At 73.5% G+C, this 15,940-nt stretch carries 13 protein-coding genes; 5 read left to right on the top strand and 8 right to left on the bottom strand.

Features of this window, described 5'->3' with window-relative positions; genetic code table 11:
- Positions 1-4 precede the first annotated feature (4 nt).
- The 3 genes from QEZ54_RS16410 to QEZ54_RS16400 all read right to left on the bottom strand — a co-directional run bounded on the left by QEZ54_RS16410 (position 5) and on the right by QEZ54_RS16400 (position 2,429).
- Entirely contained in the window at positions 5-1,354 is a 1,350-nt protein-coding gene (locus QEZ54_RS16410; RefSeq protein ID WP_281305477.1) for a condensation domain-containing protein, read from the bottom strand.
- Between the two features lie 140 nt (positions 1,355-1,494).
- Positions 1,495-1,938, bottom strand: coding sequence for a pyridoxamine 5'-phosphate oxidase family protein (locus tag QEZ54_RS16405; protein ID WP_281305476.1), 444 nt, complete (start codon positions 1,936-1,938; stop codon positions 1,495-1,497).
- A 35-nt stretch (positions 1,939-1,973) separates the two neighbouring features.
- Positions 1,974-2,429 carry a DUF1801 domain-containing protein gene (locus QEZ54_RS16400; protein ID WP_281305475.1) on the bottom strand — a complete coding sequence of 152 codons (456 nt, stop codon included), beginning with the start codon at positions 2,427-2,429 and terminating at the stop codon, positions 1,974-1,976.
- Between the two features lie 231 nt (positions 2,430-2,660).
- On the opposite strand from QEZ54_RS16400, the gene QEZ54_RS16395 reads away from it, so the two are divergent.
- Positions 2,661-3,629, top strand: coding sequence for a GNAT family N-acetyltransferase (locus QEZ54_RS16395; protein WP_281305474.1), 969 nt, complete (start codon positions 2,661-2,663; stop codon positions 3,627-3,629).
- 31 nt (positions 3,630-3,660) lie between these two features.
- Here the strand turns inward: QEZ54_RS16395 and QEZ54_RS16390 are convergent, their stop codons facing one another.
- Entirely contained in the window at positions 3,661-4,569 is a 909-nt protein-coding gene (locus QEZ54_RS16390; RefSeq protein WP_281305473.1) for a GNAT family N-acetyltransferase, read from the bottom strand.
- Positions 4,570-4,687: 118 nt separating this feature from the next.
- Here QEZ54_RS16390 and QEZ54_RS16385 point away from each other — a divergent pair, with 118 nt between their 5' ends.
- Positions 4,688-5,101, top strand: a complete 414-nt coding sequence (locus QEZ54_RS16385) for a cupin domain-containing protein (protein ID WP_281305472.1) — start codon at positions 4,688-4,690, stop codon at positions 5,099-5,101.
- A gap of 91 nt (positions 5,102-5,192) precedes the next feature.
- Positions 5,193-5,459 (top strand): hypothetical protein, encoded by a 267-nt coding sequence (locus QEZ54_RS16380; protein ID WP_281305471.1) that lies wholly within the window; start codon positions 5,193-5,195, stop codon positions 5,457-5,459.
- Positions 5,460-5,548: 89 nt separating this feature from the next.
- On the opposite strand, the gene QEZ54_RS16375 is transcribed toward QEZ54_RS16380, so the two are convergent.
- The 3 genes from QEZ54_RS16375 to QEZ54_RS16365 all read right to left on the bottom strand — a co-directional run bounded on the left by QEZ54_RS16375 (position 5,549) and on the right by QEZ54_RS16365 (position 12,225).
- Entirely contained in the window at positions 5,549-8,212 is a 2,664-nt protein-coding gene (locus tag QEZ54_RS16375; RefSeq protein WP_281305470.1) for a ricin-type beta-trefoil lectin domain protein, read from the bottom strand.
- A gap of 280 nt (positions 8,213-8,492) precedes the next feature.
- Positions 8,493-9,116 (bottom strand): LysE family translocator, encoded by a 624-nt coding sequence (locus tag QEZ54_RS16370; RefSeq protein ID WP_281305469.1) that lies wholly within the window; start codon positions 9,114-9,116, stop codon positions 8,493-8,495.
- Between the two features lie 61 nt (positions 9,117-9,177).
- Positions 9,178-12,225, bottom strand: a complete 3,048-nt coding sequence (locus QEZ54_RS16365; RefSeq protein WP_281305468.1) for a non-ribosomal peptide synthetase — start codon at positions 12,223-12,225, stop codon at positions 9,178-9,180.
- A 264-nt stretch (positions 12,226-12,489) separates the two neighbouring features.
- Between QEZ54_RS16365 and QEZ54_RS16360 the strand changes: the two genes are divergently transcribed.
- Together QEZ54_RS16360 and QEZ54_RS16355 are read left to right on the top strand one after the other, a co-directional pair.
- Entirely contained in the window at positions 12,490-13,659 is a 1,170-nt protein-coding gene (locus QEZ54_RS16360; protein ID WP_281305467.1) for an argininosuccinate synthase domain-containing protein, read from the top strand.
- Positions 13,660-13,696: 37 nt separating this feature from the next.
- The gene (locus QEZ54_RS16355) at positions 13,697-14,428 is read left to right on the top strand and encodes a hypothetical protein (protein ID WP_281305466.1); all 732 of its coding nucleotides are present in this window, start codon (positions 13,697-13,699) and stop codon (positions 14,426-14,428) included.
- Between the two features lie 23 nt (positions 14,429-14,451).
- Here QEZ54_RS16355 and QEZ54_RS16350 read toward each other — a convergent pair whose 3' ends face one another.
- Positions 14,452-15,936: a protein kinase gene (locus QEZ54_RS16350; RefSeq protein ID WP_281305465.1), complete on the bottom strand. Its 1,485-nt coding sequence runs from the start codon at positions 15,934-15,936 to the stop codon at positions 14,452-14,454.
- Between the last annotated feature and the right edge of the window lie 4 nt (positions 15,937-15,940).

Raw genomic sequence — 15,940 nt, 5'->3', positions numbered from 1 at the left:
CCGGTCAGACCCCGGTCCGGGTCGCCGGGTCCAGCGCCGCCTCGACCGCCAGCGCCGCCATACCGGTCAGGCAGGCGCGCAGGTCGGCGGGTGACACGTGGCGGGTGTCGCCGCAGACCGTCAGCACCAGCGTGTCCGGCTCGTCCTCGACGTGCACGAACAGCCGCTCGAAGGGCTGGTCCTGCTGGCGCAGCCAGCGGAACGCGGTGCGGTCGGCGGCCGCCTCGACCTGCGCGGCGGTCGGCACCGGCCCCGAATCGTCCCGGTGGCGGACCCGCCGGTCGTTGAAGAAGCACGAGATGTCCAGCGGCTCGCCCCGCTCCCGCTCCACGCCCGCCACCAGCTCGGACAGCCGCTCCGGGTCGTAGTAGGCGTACTTGTAGGCGGCCATCGAGCGCTGGCGGGTGCGGCGTACCACCTCGTCGAAGGTCGCGTCGGCGACGTCGAGCACGCACAGGCTGGTCTGGTTGACCGGGCTGACGACGTTGGCCAGGCCCGGCCGGAACCGGTTGCTGACCACGGTCCGGACCACCGCCGGGCTGACCGCGGTCAGCCTGGCCAGCACCACCGCGAACGCCGCCAGCAGCACCGCGCCCGAGTCGGTCGCGGTCCGCGCCGCGATGATCCGCACCGCCGCGTGCATCGCGGGCGAGATCAGCTCGCCCTCCCAGTAGCGCGGCTCGCGCGGGTCGTCCGAGCCGGCGAACCTGCGCGCCGGTATGGCCCGCAGCAGCCCCTCCCAGTGCCGCATCGCCATCTCGTGCTGCCGCACGCCCGCCGGGGTCGCCTGCCATCTGGCCTGCTCCAGCGGCTGCATCAGCGCCGGGGGCGACCCGGCCGCGCCGGTGGCCGGGTCCCGCTCGGCCAGATCGGTCATCAGCACGAGACTGCCGAACCCGTCGCTGACCAGGTGGTGGAAGACGACCACGACGTGGGTCGGCACGCCGCCGCTGACCACGACGCCCATCCGCAGCGGCCACTCGGCGGCATAGTCGTACCCGGTGGTCCAGTAGCGCTGCCGCAGCTGCTCGCCGACCTCGGCCGGGTCCGCGCCGTCGGCGTCCACCACCTCGAGGGCGATCTCACCGGAGGCCGCCACCACCTGCCGCGGCCGCCCGTCCGCGCCGAACTCCAGCCGGGTGCGCATCGTCTGGTGGCGGCTCATGTTGAAGCGCAGCTCCGCCACCATGTCGTCCAATGTGGTGCCGTCCGGCAGCGGCAGGCAGCCGCCGACCGGGATGGCCGACTGCTGGCGCCGCATCGCCGCCCAGATCTCCCGCTGCCCCCAGGACAGCTCGCCGGTGCCCGACCCCTCACCGTGGAACGGCACCATGATCTGGTTCACGGTGGTCATGCACCGTCACCTCTACGTCTGTTCGATCGGCGTGGGCGGATGCTGCCACACCATACTCCGGCCAGGCGGCGCGGCGACCCGCCCCTCCGCCGGTGGGCGAACCCGGTCGGCACCGGGTCCGCCGCCTCGCGTCGGAGCCGTCACACCCGCCACTCACCACCGACCATGAGGTCGCGGCCGGCGATCTCGTTCACCTCGCGCCAGGCCTGGATCAGCTGCGGCCGGATCCGGAAGTACGGGTAGTCGCGCGACCTGCGCGGATCGAACCCGGTCCGGGCGGCGAACGCGTCGCCGACCTCGGTCGCGAGTTCGTCCACCACGACGGCGGTACCCTCGATGAGCACCACGTCGCGGGTCGGCCCCACCGTCAGCCGCACCCGCTGGTTGGCCCGCAGGTTCCGGGCCGTCGGGTTGCCGGCCGCCGTCGAGATCAGCAGCGTCTCGCCGTCCCAGAGGAACGACAGCGGCACCAGGTACGGCGTGCCGTCGGCGGCGGCGGTGGCCACCCAGGCGTCGACGTCGGTCTCCAGCCGCCGCAGGGTGTCGGCTCTGCGCTGCTCAGGTGAGCGGGGTGGGGTCGTCATAGGGTGTTGCCTCCTGCTCGAAGAGTCCGGGCCGGTCAGCTTGCCGCCTGCCGCACGAGTGCGCTGATGCGCGCCTCGGCGGCCGGGGTCAGCTCGGTGAGCGCGTACGCGGTCGGCCACATGTCGCCGTCGTCGAGGTTCGCCGCGTCGTTGAAGCCGAGGGTCGCGTACCGGGACTTGAACTTCTGCGCGCTCTGGAAGAAGCAGACGAGCTTGCCGTCGCGGGCGTACGCGGGCATGCCGTACCAGAGCTTCGGTGCCAGCTCCGGGGCGGCGGCGGCGATGATCTCGTGCAGGCGCCCGGCCAGGGCGCGGTCGGACTCGCCCATCTCGGCGATCTTCGCCAGCACCTCCCGCTCCGCCTCCGCCCTGGCCGTGGCCGGGTCGCGGCGGGCAGCGGACTTCAGCTCGCGGGCGTGGTCCTTCATCGCGGCGCGCTCGTCGGCGCTGAAGCCGTCGTGGGTCTTGCTCTTCGCAGTGGTGGCGCCCATGGTCACTCCTGAGGTCGCGGGCCTCGCCGGCCCTTCGGTCGTGGCCTCATCCGGCCACGGGACAAGCTTCTCGCCCCGGCCGACCCGCGCCATCCGTGCCGACCACGGAGGCCACCACGGAGTCGGGCCGTCAGTGCTACTCGGTGGCCGCCCGCAGGCCGCGCGGTTACGGTGGGAGCCCCGCACCCGGCACCCGGCCGCAGCGTGCGACACGGCAGAGAAGAGACCCGCTTGCGCGGCACCACGTACGGCACCGCCGCCTCCGGCAGTCCGGAGCTGGCCCAGGCCCTGGCACTGACCTCGGACGAGCCGGTGTGGCGGCTGCCCGCGGACCGCTACCGGGCCGAGGCCGAGCAGCGCCAGCACCGTCCCGAGTGGACCTGGACCGCCCGGGGCGGCGACGGCCGGATCCTGGCCCGCGCCCTGTGGTGGGGGCAGCACGACAGCGTCCACCCGCTGGCGCTGGACTGCCTCGCCGTCGCCGCGGAAGTGCCCGCCGGTGAGCGGCCGATGCTGGCCGCCGGGCTGCTGGACGCCGCGCACCGCGCGTTCGGCGAGGCGGGCGCGCCGCAGCCGCCGCTGTACAACCTCATGCGGCTGCCCGGCGGCTGGCGCGACGATCCGGCGTACGTCAAGGCGGTCGCCTGGCGGCAGGAGGCCGCCCGGCGGGCCGGGCTGACCGTCGAGGTGGAGCGGCTGCAGTACGAGTGGACGCCCGAAGCCGGTGTCCCGGACCAGCCCCAACGGCTGGTCTTCACGCCCGAGCCCGACGACGGGGCCTTCCTCGCCGCGATGCTGCGGGTGGCCGAGGGCTCGCTCGACGCGCACACCCGGGAGAGCGAGGCCGCGCACGGAGCCGAGGCCGCCGCCCGCGAGGCGCTGGCCTTCTACCTCGACCGGCCCGGCAGCCGCGACTGGTGGCGGCTGGCGTACACCCCCGACGGCGCCCTGGCCGGGCTCGCGATCCCGTCCGCCACGCCCTACCACCGCAACGTCGGCTACCTCGGCGTGGTGCCCGAACTGCGCGGCCGCGGGTACGTGGCGGAGCTGCTGGCCGCCATCATCCGCCTGCACGCGGCCGACGGCGCCGACCGGATCACCGCCACCACCGACCTGGGCAACCGGCCGATGGCAGCCGCGTTCGAACGGGCCGGATTCCGCACCACGGAAGTCCGTCTCATCCTGTCCGCCCCCGCGTGAACCCGGCCGCGCGGGCGCCGGGCATCCGCGCTCAGCGGGAGATCACGAAGTTGGCCAGCTCGGCCACCGGCCGGTAGCCGAGCGCGGCGTAGAGCCTGTTCGACGTAGGGTTGGCCTGATCGGTGAACAGGCACGCCCGCGCACCCCCGGCCTGTACCCGCCGGGACACCTCGGCGACCGCGTTGGCGGCCCAGCCGCGACCGCGCTGCTCCGGCGGCGTGTACACCGGACCGACCCGGGCCGCGCCGAACGAGGGCGGGTGGCATCCGATCAGGTGCACCGGCGCCCCGGACCCGTCGACCCAGAACCACAGCCGACCGGCCTGGAGCCGGCGCCGCACCTCGGCGGGGTCGGCCATCTCGGGCATGCTGCCATGGGTGAGCCGCCCCGCCTGCTCATCGGCGTCCCCCACGAACGCGGCGGACCACCGCGCCGCCAGGGCCAGGTCGTCGACCGTGGCGGGCACCAACCGGCCCGGTACGGGCGCCGGAGGGTTCAGCTCGCCGAGTTCGTACAGCATGGTCTGCCGCCGGACCTCGACCCGGCCGCCGCCCAGCCGGGCCAGTTCGGCGACGCACAGCTCGGCGGTGGGCAGCACCCCGTTGACCCCGAGCACCTCCTCGCCGCGCTCGTGCAGGGCACGGGCCAGCGCCACCGCCGCGCCGTCCGGCATCGGCAGCAGGAACAGCGGGTACGGCACGCTGTTCGAGGCGCGCATCGCGGCCCCCACCACGGCATCGGACTCGTCGCCGACCGCCAGCCACCAGTGGTGCGCGGGCAGCGGAACTCCGGCGGCCAGCTGCGCCACCGACCGGTGGGCGGTGGTGGTGACCGCCGTGTTGACGACCGGTGCGGCGGCCAGATGTGCTCCGGCGCAGGCGAGGAACTCGCCCGGATCGGCGAAGAACCGCAGCCGCGTATCGTTCCGGAATGCACTCACCGGCGGATGCTAACCACTGCCGCGCCTGCGGGCGAGGACATTGGGCGACGTTGCTCCGCAGCGCGTGTCAGGAGTGATCGGGCCCGGCCTGAGCAGGTACAACTCTGCCATGGAATGCATGGTGCTACGCAGATCGTCCGATGGCTACCTCGGCAGGCAGGGCGGGTTCTTCTTTCAGGGCATCTCCGCGGAGTCGTGCGGATCGAAGCGGCTGTGCCTGCACGTGCTGACGATCCCGCCGTACAGCGAGGGGACGCCGCACGTCCACGCCGGGCACGAGTCGGGGATCTACGTCGTCCGCGGCACCCACACCGTCCGCTACGGGCACGCGCTGGAGTTCAGCCAGGTGCTGACGCCCGGCGACATGGTCTACATCCCGGCGGACCTGCCGCACATGCCGGTGACCGGCGCCGAGGAGGTGGTCGTCGTGGTCGCGCGCACCGACCCGAACGAGCAGGAGTCGCTGCACCTGCTCGCCTCCGCCGACCTCGGCGGCGAGCTGCCGCTGAGCGAGTTCGCGGGCGCCCGCTGAGCGGCGGGGGCGGCACGGCCGGATCGTGCCGCCCCCGTGCCGCGGGTTAGTTCGACCCGCCGCCGTGGCATACAGATGTCAGGAGGCAGTCATGTACGACGACTCGACATCGACGGCCGGACACGGCCGAGTCCTGAACCGCGAGCAGTTCGTCGCGTATGCCAAGGGCCGGATCGACGCGGCGACGACCTTACTGGACAGACACGCGCGGATGGCCGGGATCTGCTCGTGCGGCCGGGCACTGCCATGCCCGCTGGCGCAGTCCCTGGCCCGTACCGCCGCCCATTTCCGCGGGCGGCTGGCCGCGGTCGCCGGCTCCGCGCCGCCCCGCCGCGGTCGCCGACCGCGAGCCCGCTGACCACGGTCACGACGGGCCCACCCCCTGGCGGCCCGCTGGTACGTTGCCGGTGCCGGGCGGGCGGGTGACCCGTCCGCCCGGCTACGCGGTCACTGCTTGCTGAACACCTGCGCGCCCGAGCCGTTGCAGTCGTAGATCTGCAGCCGGGCCCCGTTGGCGGTGGACCCGCTCGGTGAGTCGACGCAGCGGCCCGACTGCGGGTTGCGCAGCCCGCCGTTGGCCTGCGGCACCCAGTTCTGGGCGCCGCCGCCGTTGCAGTCCCACAGCTGCAGCTGCACCCCGTTGGCGGTGCCGTTGCCGGTGACGTCCAGGCACCGGCCCAGCGAGCGCAGCGTCAGGCCGTTCCAGCTCCAGCGCTGGTCCTGCGAGGTGCCCTGGCAGTCCCACAGCTGCACGGCCGCGCCGTTGCCCCCGGTGTCGTCGGCGGCGACGTCGACGCACTTGCCGCCGGGGCCGAGGATGTTGGTGGCGCTGCCGTGGCCGCCGCCGATGCGGATCAGCTGCGCCCCGGAGCCGTTGCAGTCCCAGATCTGCAGCCTGGTCCCGTTGGCGGTGGCCCCGTTCGGGGCGTCGATGCAGCGGCCCGACTGCGGGTTGAGCAGCGTGCCGTTGGCCTGCGGGACCCAGTTCTGGGCGCCGCCGCCGTTGCAGTCCCACAGCTGGAGCAGGGCGCCGTTGCCGGTGCCGTTGTTGGTGACGTCCAGGCACCGGCCCAGCGTGCGCAGGGTGCTGCCGTTCCAGGCCCAGCGCATGTCGGCGGCGAAGCCCTGGCAGTCCCACAGCTGCACGGCCGCGCCGTTGCCGCCGGTGTCGTCGGAGGCCACGTCGACGCACTTGCCGCCGGGGCCGAACAGGTTCTGCCCGCCGGGCGGCGGGCTGGTGTTGAGCTGCTTGGACGCCGCGATGATGCCGAGATTCGCGGCGCGGACCCGGGCGAGGTCGAACTTCATGACCTGCCGGTCGTACGTCCAGAAGCCGTTGACCTCACCCTCGACGTCGAACGGCTGGGTGTAGACCAGCGCGCTGGCGCCGCGGCTGTACATCAGCGTGGTCGCCCGGTTGATCAGGCCGACGTACCGGTCGGTGATCGACTGGACGGTGGAGTGCATCTCGTACGCCCCGAAGTTGCCGTTCGGGCTGTACTCGTGGCCGGGGGTGCGGATGCCGAGGCCGCCGTACTCCCCCAGCACCGAGACGCGGGTGCCCGACGGGATGGGGGCGTCGGGGCCGACGTACATGTGCCAGTCGATGAAGTCGCCGTTGGCCGGGTCGCCCTTGGAGTTGCAGCAGTTGAAGCCGCTGTGGGCGTTGACGAACCGGGTCGGGTCCTGGTTCTTGACGTTCTGCACGATGCGGCTGGTGTCGGCGAGGTTCCACTCGCCCCAGCCCTCGTTGAACGGCACGTACGCGATCACCGACGGGGCCGAGCGGTGCTCGTCGACGATCTGGCCCAGCTCGGTCTCGAACTGGGCGTGCTGCTCGGCGGTGCCGGGCACGCCGTGCATGCTCGGCATGTCCTGCCAGACCAGCAGGCCGATGCGGTCGGCGTGGTAGAACCAGCGCTGCGGCTCGACCTTGATGTGCTTGCGCACCATGTTCAGGCCGAGGTCCTTGATCTTCTGCAGGTCGGCGGCGAGCGCCGCGTCGGTCGGCGCGGTGTACAGCCCGTCGGGCCAGAAGCCCTGGTCCAGGGTGCCGTTCTGCATCACGAACTGGCCGTTGAGGGTCGGCATGAGCCGCCCGTTGATGACGGCCTTGCCGATCTCGCGCATCCCGAAGTAGTGCATGGTCTGGTCGACCGTGGTGCCGCCGGAGTTGCGCAGCGAGATGCGCAGGTTGTAGAGGAACGGGTCGTCGGGCGACCAGCGGCGGGCGTTGGGCACCGGCACGCTGAAGTCGGTGAACGCGCCGGTGGCGCTGCCCACGACGGTGGAGCCGTTGAGCGCCTCGGCGAACACCGAGTGCCCGGTCACGTCCCCGCGCGTGAAGACGCGCACCCGCAGCGTGTTGTTGCTCAGGTTGGGGTAGAAGTCGACGCTGTAGATCGACGAGGTCGGCGTCGGCTCCAGCCACACCGTCTGCCAGATGCCCGACGACGGGATGTACATGATGCCGCCCGGGTTGCGCACCTGCTTGCCGCGGACCGGGTTGGTGCCGTTGACCCCGGAGTCGGTCGGGTCGAACACCTTCACGATCAGCTCGTTGGTGCCGCCGTTGAGCTGCGGGGTGATGTCGAACTCGAACCGGTCGTAGCCGCCGGTGTGGCCGCCGACCTGTACGCCGTTGACCCAGACCGTGGTCTGCCAGTCGACCGCGCCGAAGTGCAGCTGCACCCGCCGGCCGGCCCAGCCCGCCGGGACGGTGAAGGTGCGTCGGTAGAACAGGTAGTAGCGGGTGTCGTTGGCGGGGCGCTTGATGCCCGACAGCGCCGACTCGACCGGGAACGGCACGTTGACGCGCTCGGGCAGGGTCTGGCCGAAGACCGGGGCGTCGTTGGTGGTCGACTGGCGCAGCTGCCACTCGCCGTTGAGGTTCTGCCAGTCCGGGCGGGTCATCTGCGGCCGGGGGTACTCCGGCAGCGGCGTGCCGTTGAGGGCCTGGGCGGTCCAGGGGGTGGTGAGCGGGGACGGCTGGGCGGGCGCGGCGACGGCCGGTGCCTCGGTGGTGGTCAGCCCGGCCGCGACCACGGCCAGGCCGGTGAGGGCGGACAGGACGGCGCGGCGCAGGCGCGCCGGTGGACGTGCTCGCTGCATGGGTTCTCCTCGGGACGGAGCGCGTCAGCGCGGACGGCACGGTGCGCGGGAGGGACGGCACCGCTCTATAACGTTATTTTGCTGCCCCATAGATAACCTCCTTAATAAATTCGTGTCAATGCCACACTCGCCGACCAGGTCCGCCGACCCCGCTTCAAGATCGCTCAAGTTGCCGGGCAATCGGGCGAATACGAGCCGCGATACCCCCGATTGCCCGGCAACCTGAACGGTCTTGGGCGAGAACGCCGCGCCGGGCGGGGCCGGGAACAGGGACGGGAGGTCAGGCGAAGACGAGGCGGACCGCGAGGGCCACGAAGACGGCGGCGGCGATGCGGTTGAGGATGCCCGAGATGGGGCGGCGGCGCTGGAGCCACTGGCCCAGGCGGCCCGAGGCGACCGCGATGACCGCGTCGACGAGCAGGCCCACCAGCACGAACAGCAGGCCGAGCACCAGCAGCTGCAGCCCGGTGCGGCCCCGGTCGGGCGCCACGAACTGGGGCAGGAACGCCAGGTAGAACAGGACGATCTTCGGGTTGAGCAGGTTCGTCACGGTGGCCCGCCACAGCACGGTGCGCAGCGGCAGCACCGGGCGCAGCTCGACCTCGGTCGCCCCGGCGCTCTCCCGCCACGAGCGGATGCCGATGTAGAGCAGGTACGCGGCCCCGGCGTAGCGGACCACGTCGTACAGCACCGGGACGGCGGCCATCGCGGCGGCCAGACCTGCCGCCACCAGCGCGGTGTGCACCAGCATGCCCAGGGACATGCCGACCGAGGCGACCAGGCCCGCCCTGACCCCCTGGCTGATGGACGTGGCCAGGATGTAGAGCATGTCCGGCCCCGGGGTCAGGCAGATGACCAGGACGGCGACGAGGAAGACGGCGAGCAGGCCGGGATCGAGCAGCACTGATACACCATATAGGACGGATGATCCGGACCGACGATCCGGGGACGCCAGGTCACCCGGGTCAGCGACGGGCGGTCACCGCCTCCAGGAACGGGGTGAGGTCGGTCAGCGGCGATCCTTCGTAGAGCCCTGCGGTGCCTACGGCCGGGCCGGGGTCGGCCGAGCTGTCGGTGAACAGGCGGTCGAAGGCGGGCGGTGCGGCGGGCTCGGCGTCGTCGGCCGGCGGCAGCAGCATCGCGACCCGGATCAGGCGTTCGTCCGCGCCGTCCTGCTCCGTCAGCGCGACCAGGCGCCGCCGGAACTCCGGATACCCCAGCGGCTGCGCGCCGGCTCGGGCCAGGTGGTCGAAGACGTCGGCGTAGCGCAGCGTCGACGGCCGGACCAGGTGGACCGTGTCCGTGGCGGGCCGGTGCCCGACCGCCACCGCCGCCAGGTGCCGGGCCACCGCGTCGACGGCGAGGTGGTCGGTGCTCGCTTCGGTGGGGAAGACGACGCCGGTGGCGGCCGCCGCGTACACGATCGAGTGGGCCAGCGACGCCGGGTTCGGCACGCCGGTCACCCGGTGCGGCCATATCTCGCCCAGCCGGTAGACGACCGAGTCCACGCCGAGTGCGCGGGCGCCGAGGAGCAGGTGCTCGGCGACCAGTTTGGACTGCTCGTACCCGCCGGGCGGGAGCTCGTCGAGGCCGGGCAGCGCGGCCGGACCGTCCAGGTCCGCCCCCGTGCCGCCCAGGACGCTCAGGGTGGACAGGACGTGCAGGCGGCAGCCCTTCCCGGCGGTGGCCAGCCGGATCAGCTCGCCGGTGCCGGCCACGTTGGGCGCGCGGTGGCCGTCGTAGTCGCGCAGGAAGTTGACCATCGCACCGGCGTGGACGACCCCGTCGATCTCCTCGGCCAGCTCCTTGAACTGCGGTCCGGACAGGCCGAGCCCGGCCTGGGCCAGGTCGCCGGGCAGTGCCCGGACCGAGCCGTCGGCCAGTCGGGGCTCCAGCACGGCGAGAGCGTCATTCAGCCGGTACGCCCGGAGCACCTCGACCAGCCGCCTGGCCGCCTGTTCGGCGTCCGCGGCGCGGACCAGGCAGACCAGCTCGACCCGCGGCCCGGCGAGCAGCTCCGCCAGCAGGTGCGCGCCGATGAACCCGGTGGCACCGGTCAGCAGCAGCCGGCTCGCGGTCTGCGGCGGGCGGGGCACCTGCGCGGTGACCAGCGCGGAAGCATCGGCGTCGCGGCGCAGCCGGGACACGTCGAGGGCCGTACGGCCGGTCGCGCCGTCGACGAGCAGCCGGGCCTGCGCGCGTACCGTGTCGGCACTCAGCAGGTCGGCCACGTGCACCGGGCGCCCGCAGCGGACCGTCAGCAGCGTCGCGACCTGGTGGGCGAGCAGCGACGTGCCGCCGTACCCGGCGAAGGACGCGACCACCGACACCTCGCCGACGCCGAGCAGCTCGCGCCAGACGGCGGCGACCAGCTCCTCCTCGACGCTGGCGGGCTGCTCGACCGGGCCGGTGGCGGCGCTGTCGCGGGCGATCCGCTCCAGGGCCTTGCGGTCGGCCTTGCCGTGCGAGGTCAGCGGGATCGCCCGCACCGGGGTGACCGTCTGCGGCACGGTCTCGGGCGGCAGCTCGGTGCGCAGCCAGTCCAGCAGCGGCCCCACCTCGATGCCGGCCCCCGGTCGCGCCACGACGAACGCGGCGAGCGAGCGGGCGTCGCCCTCGCCCCGGGTGATCACGGCCGCCGCCTGGACCGACGGGTGGGCGCTGAGCACCCGCTCGACCTCGGCCAGCTCGATCCGTACGCCGCCGACCTTGACCTGGTCGTCGCGCCTGCCGTCGAACATCAGCAGCCCGTCGGCGGTGTGGTGGCCCAGGTCGCCGGTGCGGTAGAGCAGCTCGCCGCCGATCTGCGGGAACGGGTTGGGCACGAAGGCCCGCTCGGTGCGCGCCGGGTCGCCGAGGTACCCGGCGCCGACGCACGCCCCGCCGATGTAGATCTCGCCGACGGTCAGCGCGGGCACGGGCCGCATCTCGTCGTCGAGCACCACCGCGGCCGTGTTGGGGATGGGGGTGCCGAGCGGGATCCGGCCGGACAGGTCGTCGATGTGGTGGAACACCGAGCCGATCGAGCACTCGGTCGGCCCGAACGTGTTGGTGACGCGCAGGTTGGGCAGCAGCTCGCGCAGTCGGCGCAGCACGGCCGCGTTGGCCTCCTCGCCGCCGATGAGCATGCGGCGCAGGCCGGCCAGGCTCGTCCGCAGCTCCGGGCGCAGTTCGAGCAGGGTGACCAGGGCGCTGAGCACCGACGGCACGAAGTCGGTGATCGTGACGCCGTGCTCGGCCAGGATGCGGCAGGTGCCCTCCAGGTCGAGGATGCCGCGCCGGTCGGGCATGACCACCAGGCCGCCCGTGGTCAGCGGCCACAGCACCTGCCACATGGAGGAGTCGAAGGTGGGGCGGCTGTTCTGCAGCACGACCTGGTCGGCGCCGTCGCCGAAGTGGAACGACATCGACGCCATCCGGTTGACCAGGCCCCGGTGCCGGTTGAGGGCGCACTTGGGGGTGCCGGTGGAGCCCGAGGTGAAGTACCCGTAGATGAGGTCCTCGGGGCCGGGCCGCACCCCCGGCTCCGGTTCACCGGCCTGCTCGGCCGGGCCGAGGTCGGCGCGGACCACGAGGTCGTCGGCGCCGACGGCCCGCACCACCGGCAGCGTCGCCTCGACCGCCAGCACGGCGCTGGGCGCGAGCTGGCCGAACAGGCCCTCGATGCGGGTGGTCGGCCACTCCGGGTCGATGGGCACGAACGGCGCGCCGACCTTCATCGCCGCCAGCAGCGCCGCCGGGAACTCGACGCCCTCGTTGACGACCAGCGGGACGAACCCGCCCGGGACCGCGCCCGCGTCGCGCAGGCGCACCGCGATCGCCTCGGCGAGCCGGTCGAGTTCGCGGTAGGTCAGCTCGCGGTCGCGGTAGCGGACGGCCGGGCGGTCCGGGTGGCGGTCCGCCGCGGCTTCGAACAGGTCGAGCACCGAGCAGTCGGAGGGTACCGCCAGTGCCGGGCCGACCCCGGCCCACAGCTGCCCGACCGGTCGCACGATGGATGCGCGCGTCTCCACAACAGGTCCCTCCCGCCGCGCGGGCATCGTCCCCGCACGTCTGCGCCGCCGGAAGTCGGGTCCCGATTCGACGACGTCACGTCATGTACACATTGGATTCACAATTGTTAACCGATTGACTTTTATGGATCAGCTGTAGTTACTAACATACATCAAAGTCTATTGGGAAGAGTCTTGTCGTCCTTTGTGGACCACTGCTAGGGTGGCCGGGTTTTGGCGGACCGACCCGGCCCGCGCGGCACCCAGGGCGAGAGGCACGAGCAGATGCGACACCGGGAACTGGCCGGCCAGCACGTCGGCGTATTCCAGGCGGGCGGCCTGTCCAGCCTCGCTCTCGGCGTGTGGCTGCGCGACAACGGGATCGCCAGCCATCACTACGTGGCCGACATCGGACAGCACGACGACGGCGTCGACGGGGTCGTCGCCGGGCTGCGCGCGCACGGGTTCGAGGCCACCGCCGTCGACCTGCGCCCGAGCATGGCCGCGATGGGTCTGCGGCTGCTGCGCCACCAGGCCCGCCACGACGGCGGATACTGGAATACCACCGGCGCCTCGCGCCACGTCCTGGTCGAAGGGCTGGTCGGGCGGATGCGCGCCGACGGCTGCACGGTGCTGGCCCACGGCTGCGTGGGCGGCGGCAACGACCAGCGGCGCTTCGCGGCGTACGGTCGCGCGTTCGCCCCCGACCTGCCCGTCTTCGCCCCCTGGACCGACCCGGACGCCCTGGCCCGCTTCCCCGGCCGCAAGGAGATGCTCGCCGCGGTCGAGCACGCCGGCCTGCCGCTCGACGAGGGCAGCGACGCCGACCGCTCCACCGACGCCAACCTCGCCGGCGCCTCACACGAGTCGACCGCGCTGGAGGACCTCGCCAACCCGGTGGGCCCCCGCACGCTGCGCCCCCGCTGGAGCGCCTGGCCCGCCGAGGCGCCCGAGCGGGCCGACACCGTCACCGTCACCTTCACCGACGGCGAGGTCACCGACGTCGACGGCAGCGGCCCCGACCCGGTCCGGGTCCTGACCACCGCCAACGACCTCGGCGCCCGGCACGGGATCTGGCTGCGCGACGTGGTCGAGCGGCGCATCATCGGCACCCGCTGCCGGGGCGTCTACGAGGCTCCCGGCCTCGAAGTGCTCGACGTCGCCTGGCAGCGCGCCCTCGAGGTCTGCCTCGACCCGCACGCCCAGGCCCTCTACCGGACGCTGGCCCCGGTGCTCGGCGCCGCCGTCTACGAGGCCCGCCACGAGGCCGCCGCGCCGGCCGCCGCCCGCCTGGCCATGGACGAACTCACCCGCGCCGTCACCGCCACGGTCCAGCTCAGCCTGCACCAGGGCCGGGCGCGGGCCGAGGGCATCGAAGCCCCCGGCACCGGGGGCGACCAGCAGACCCGGTTCGGCTCCGGCGGCAACCGCTGGCACGACCCGTCCGCGAACTGACCCGCCCCGCACCGCCGACGAAGAGAGACCGATCGCAGTGAGCGCCCCCGTCATCGCCCTGTGGGCCGTGCCCCGGTCCCGGTCGACCGCGTTCCTGCGGATGCTGATCGAGCGGGGCGACCTGGAGGTGGTCCACGAGCCGTTCTCCAACCTCGCCGCAGTGGGCCACTTCGACGTCGCCGGACGGCGCGCCGGCAGCACCGGCGAACTGTTCGACCTGCTGCTGGCGCTGGCCGAGGAGCGGGGCAGGACGGTCTTCTTCAAGGAGACCACCGACTACCCGTACGACGAGATCCTCGCCGACCAGCGCCTCTACACCTCGGTCGTGAACACCTTCATGATCCGCGACCCGGCCGCGGTGATCGCCTCCCACTACGCCATGAACCCGGCGGTCGAGCGCGACGAGATCGGCTTCGAGCGCCTGCACGGCATGGTCACCGCCGTACGCGCCGCGACCGGCCGGGACCCGCTCGTGCTTGACGGCGACGAGATGGCCGCCAGCCCCGCCGAGGCCGCCGCCCGGTTCTGCGCCGAGACCGGGCTGCCGCCACTGCCCCAGGCGCTGACCTGGCAGTCCGGTTCGCAGGACATGTTCTCCCGGACCCAGGCGTGGCACCGCGACGTCGAGGCGAGCACCGGTTTCACCACCGAGGCGACCCGCCACGGGGTGCGGCCCGACAACGACCCGCGCCTGGCCGAGCTGGACGCCTACCACCGCCCGTTCTACGAGGCCCTGCGCGCGACCCGGTTCGTACCCGCCCCAGCCTGAGCCGGGTCGACGGTCGGCTGCTCCTACTTCTTGCCCTTGCCCTTGCCTTTTCCCTTGTGCTGCTCGGGCCCCGGGCCGCCGCCCCGGCCGTCCACATCGGCGGGCGTACCGGTCGTACGCGGGCTCGGCGCGGTCGTTTCGACCACGGTGGTGGTGCTCCGGCACGCCCGGCCGTCGAGGGCGAAGTCCGCGGGCCGGCTCGCCTGGGTCATCCGGGCGCCGGTCAGCTTCACGGTCACCGGCCGTCCGGGCGCCAGGCCGTCCGGGGCCGTCACCGACACCTGGCGGCCTTCGCGCAGCAGCCGGGCCGGCCCCTCCGCCAGCATGCGGTCGCCGCCGCTGGTGAAGGTCAGCCGCCACCCGGCGCCGGGCCGGTCGGTGCTGGACGCGACGGTCACGGTGGCGGCGTACCGGTCTCCGCTGACGTGCTCGTCGTAGGTGACCTCGCACAACTCCGGCGGTTCGGCCGTCTCGGCGGCGGGCGGTCGGCCGCTCGCCGCGCCGCCCGCCATGACCGCGCTGGCCAGCCCGGCGGCCAGCAGCGCGGCGGTGGCCGCGACCGGCTTGGGCCGCAGCGCCGCGCGCCGGGTCGGGCCGGGGCGGCCGCTCAGGCGTACCGTGTCCGAGGGCATCGCCAGCACCTGGGTCGATTCGCGGTCGGCGCCGGACGCCGCCGCGGGCGCCTCGGCCGGGGTCGTGCCGAGCCGGGTGGCGAGGTCGGCGGCGGTGGGGCGCTCGGCGGGGTCCTTCGCCAGGCACGCCATGCACAGGGCGGCGACGTGCGGGGGCAGGCCGTCGATGGGCGGCAGCGCCTGCGGCGGCTGCCGGACGTGGTCGCGCAGCCGCTGCGCGGCGGTGCCGCCGGGCCAGGGCAGCGAGCCGGTCAGGCAGCGGTAGAGCACCAGGCCCAGCGCGTACACGTCGCAGGCGGCGGTGACCTCGGTGCCGGCGATCCGCTCCGGTGCGATGTAGTCGACGGTGCCGACCAGCTCGTCGCCCTCGTCGGCGGTGCCGGACAGGGCGCAGATGCCGAAGTCGACGACCTTCACGCCCTGCGCGGTGAGCATGATGTTGGCGGGGCTGACGTCGCGGTGGACGATGCCCCGGGCATGCGCGGCCGCCAGCGCCCCGGCCGCCTGCGCGGTGATCTCGACCGCGCGGCGCCAGCCCAGGCCCTGCGGCGCCGCGCGTAGCGCCAGCGACAGCGTCGTCCCCTCGACGACCTCCATCACCAGGTACGGCTGCCGGTGCCCGTCGGTGGTGGCCTGCTCGCCGTAGTCGTACACGGAGGTGAGGTGCGGATGGGAGAGCTTCGCCGCCGCCAGCGCCTCGACCCGCAGCTGGGCCAGCGCCCCGGGCTGGGCATCGAGCGCCGAGCTGAGCAGTTTGACGGCCACCGGCCGGTGCAGGACCTCGTCGTACGCCCGCCACACGACTGCCGTACCACCGGTGCCGAGGCGTTCCACCAGCCGGTAGCGCCGACCGACCAGCTGCGGAGAATGTGCCATATCA

The sequence above is a fragment of the Catellatospora sp. KI3 genome, from assembly GCF_029948125.1.
Lineage (GTDB): Bacteria > Actinomycetota > Actinomycetes > Mycobacteriales > Micromonosporaceae > Catellatospora.
This window is presented reverse-complemented; position numbering and strand designations above follow the sequence as displayed.

Excerpts from the sequence above, each read along its gene's own strand:
- QEZ54_RS16410 (WP_281305477.1), bottom strand. The coding sequence starts at position 1,354 with ATGACCACCGTGAACCAGATCATGGTGCCGTTCCACGGTGAGGGGTCG.
- QEZ54_RS16405 (WP_281305476.1), bottom strand. The coding sequence starts at position 1,938 with ATGACGACCCCACCCCGCTCACCTGAGCAGCGCAGAGCCGACACCCTG.
- QEZ54_RS16400 (WP_281305475.1), bottom strand. The coding sequence starts at position 2,429 with ATGGGCGCCACCACTGCGAAGAGCAAGACCCACGACGGCTTCAGCGCC.
- QEZ54_RS16385 (WP_281305472.1), top strand. The coding sequence starts at position 4,688 with ATGGTGCTACGCAGATCGTCCGATGGCTACCTCGGCAGGCAGGGCGGG.
- QEZ54_RS16380 (WP_281305471.1), top strand. The coding sequence starts at position 5,193 with ATGTACGACGACTCGACATCGACGGCCGGACACGGCCGAGTCCTGAAC.
- QEZ54_RS16375 (WP_281305470.1), bottom strand. The coding sequence starts at position 8,212 with ATGCAGCGAGCACGTCCACCGGCGCGCCTGCGCCGCGCCGTCCTGTCC.
- QEZ54_RS16360 (WP_281305467.1), top strand. The coding sequence starts at position 12,490 with ATGCGACACCGGGAACTGGCCGGCCAGCACGTCGGCGTATTCCAGGCG.
- QEZ54_RS16350 (WP_281305465.1), bottom strand. The coding sequence starts at position 15,936 with ATGGCACATTCTCCGCAGCTGGTCGGTCGGCGCTACCGGCTGGTGGAA.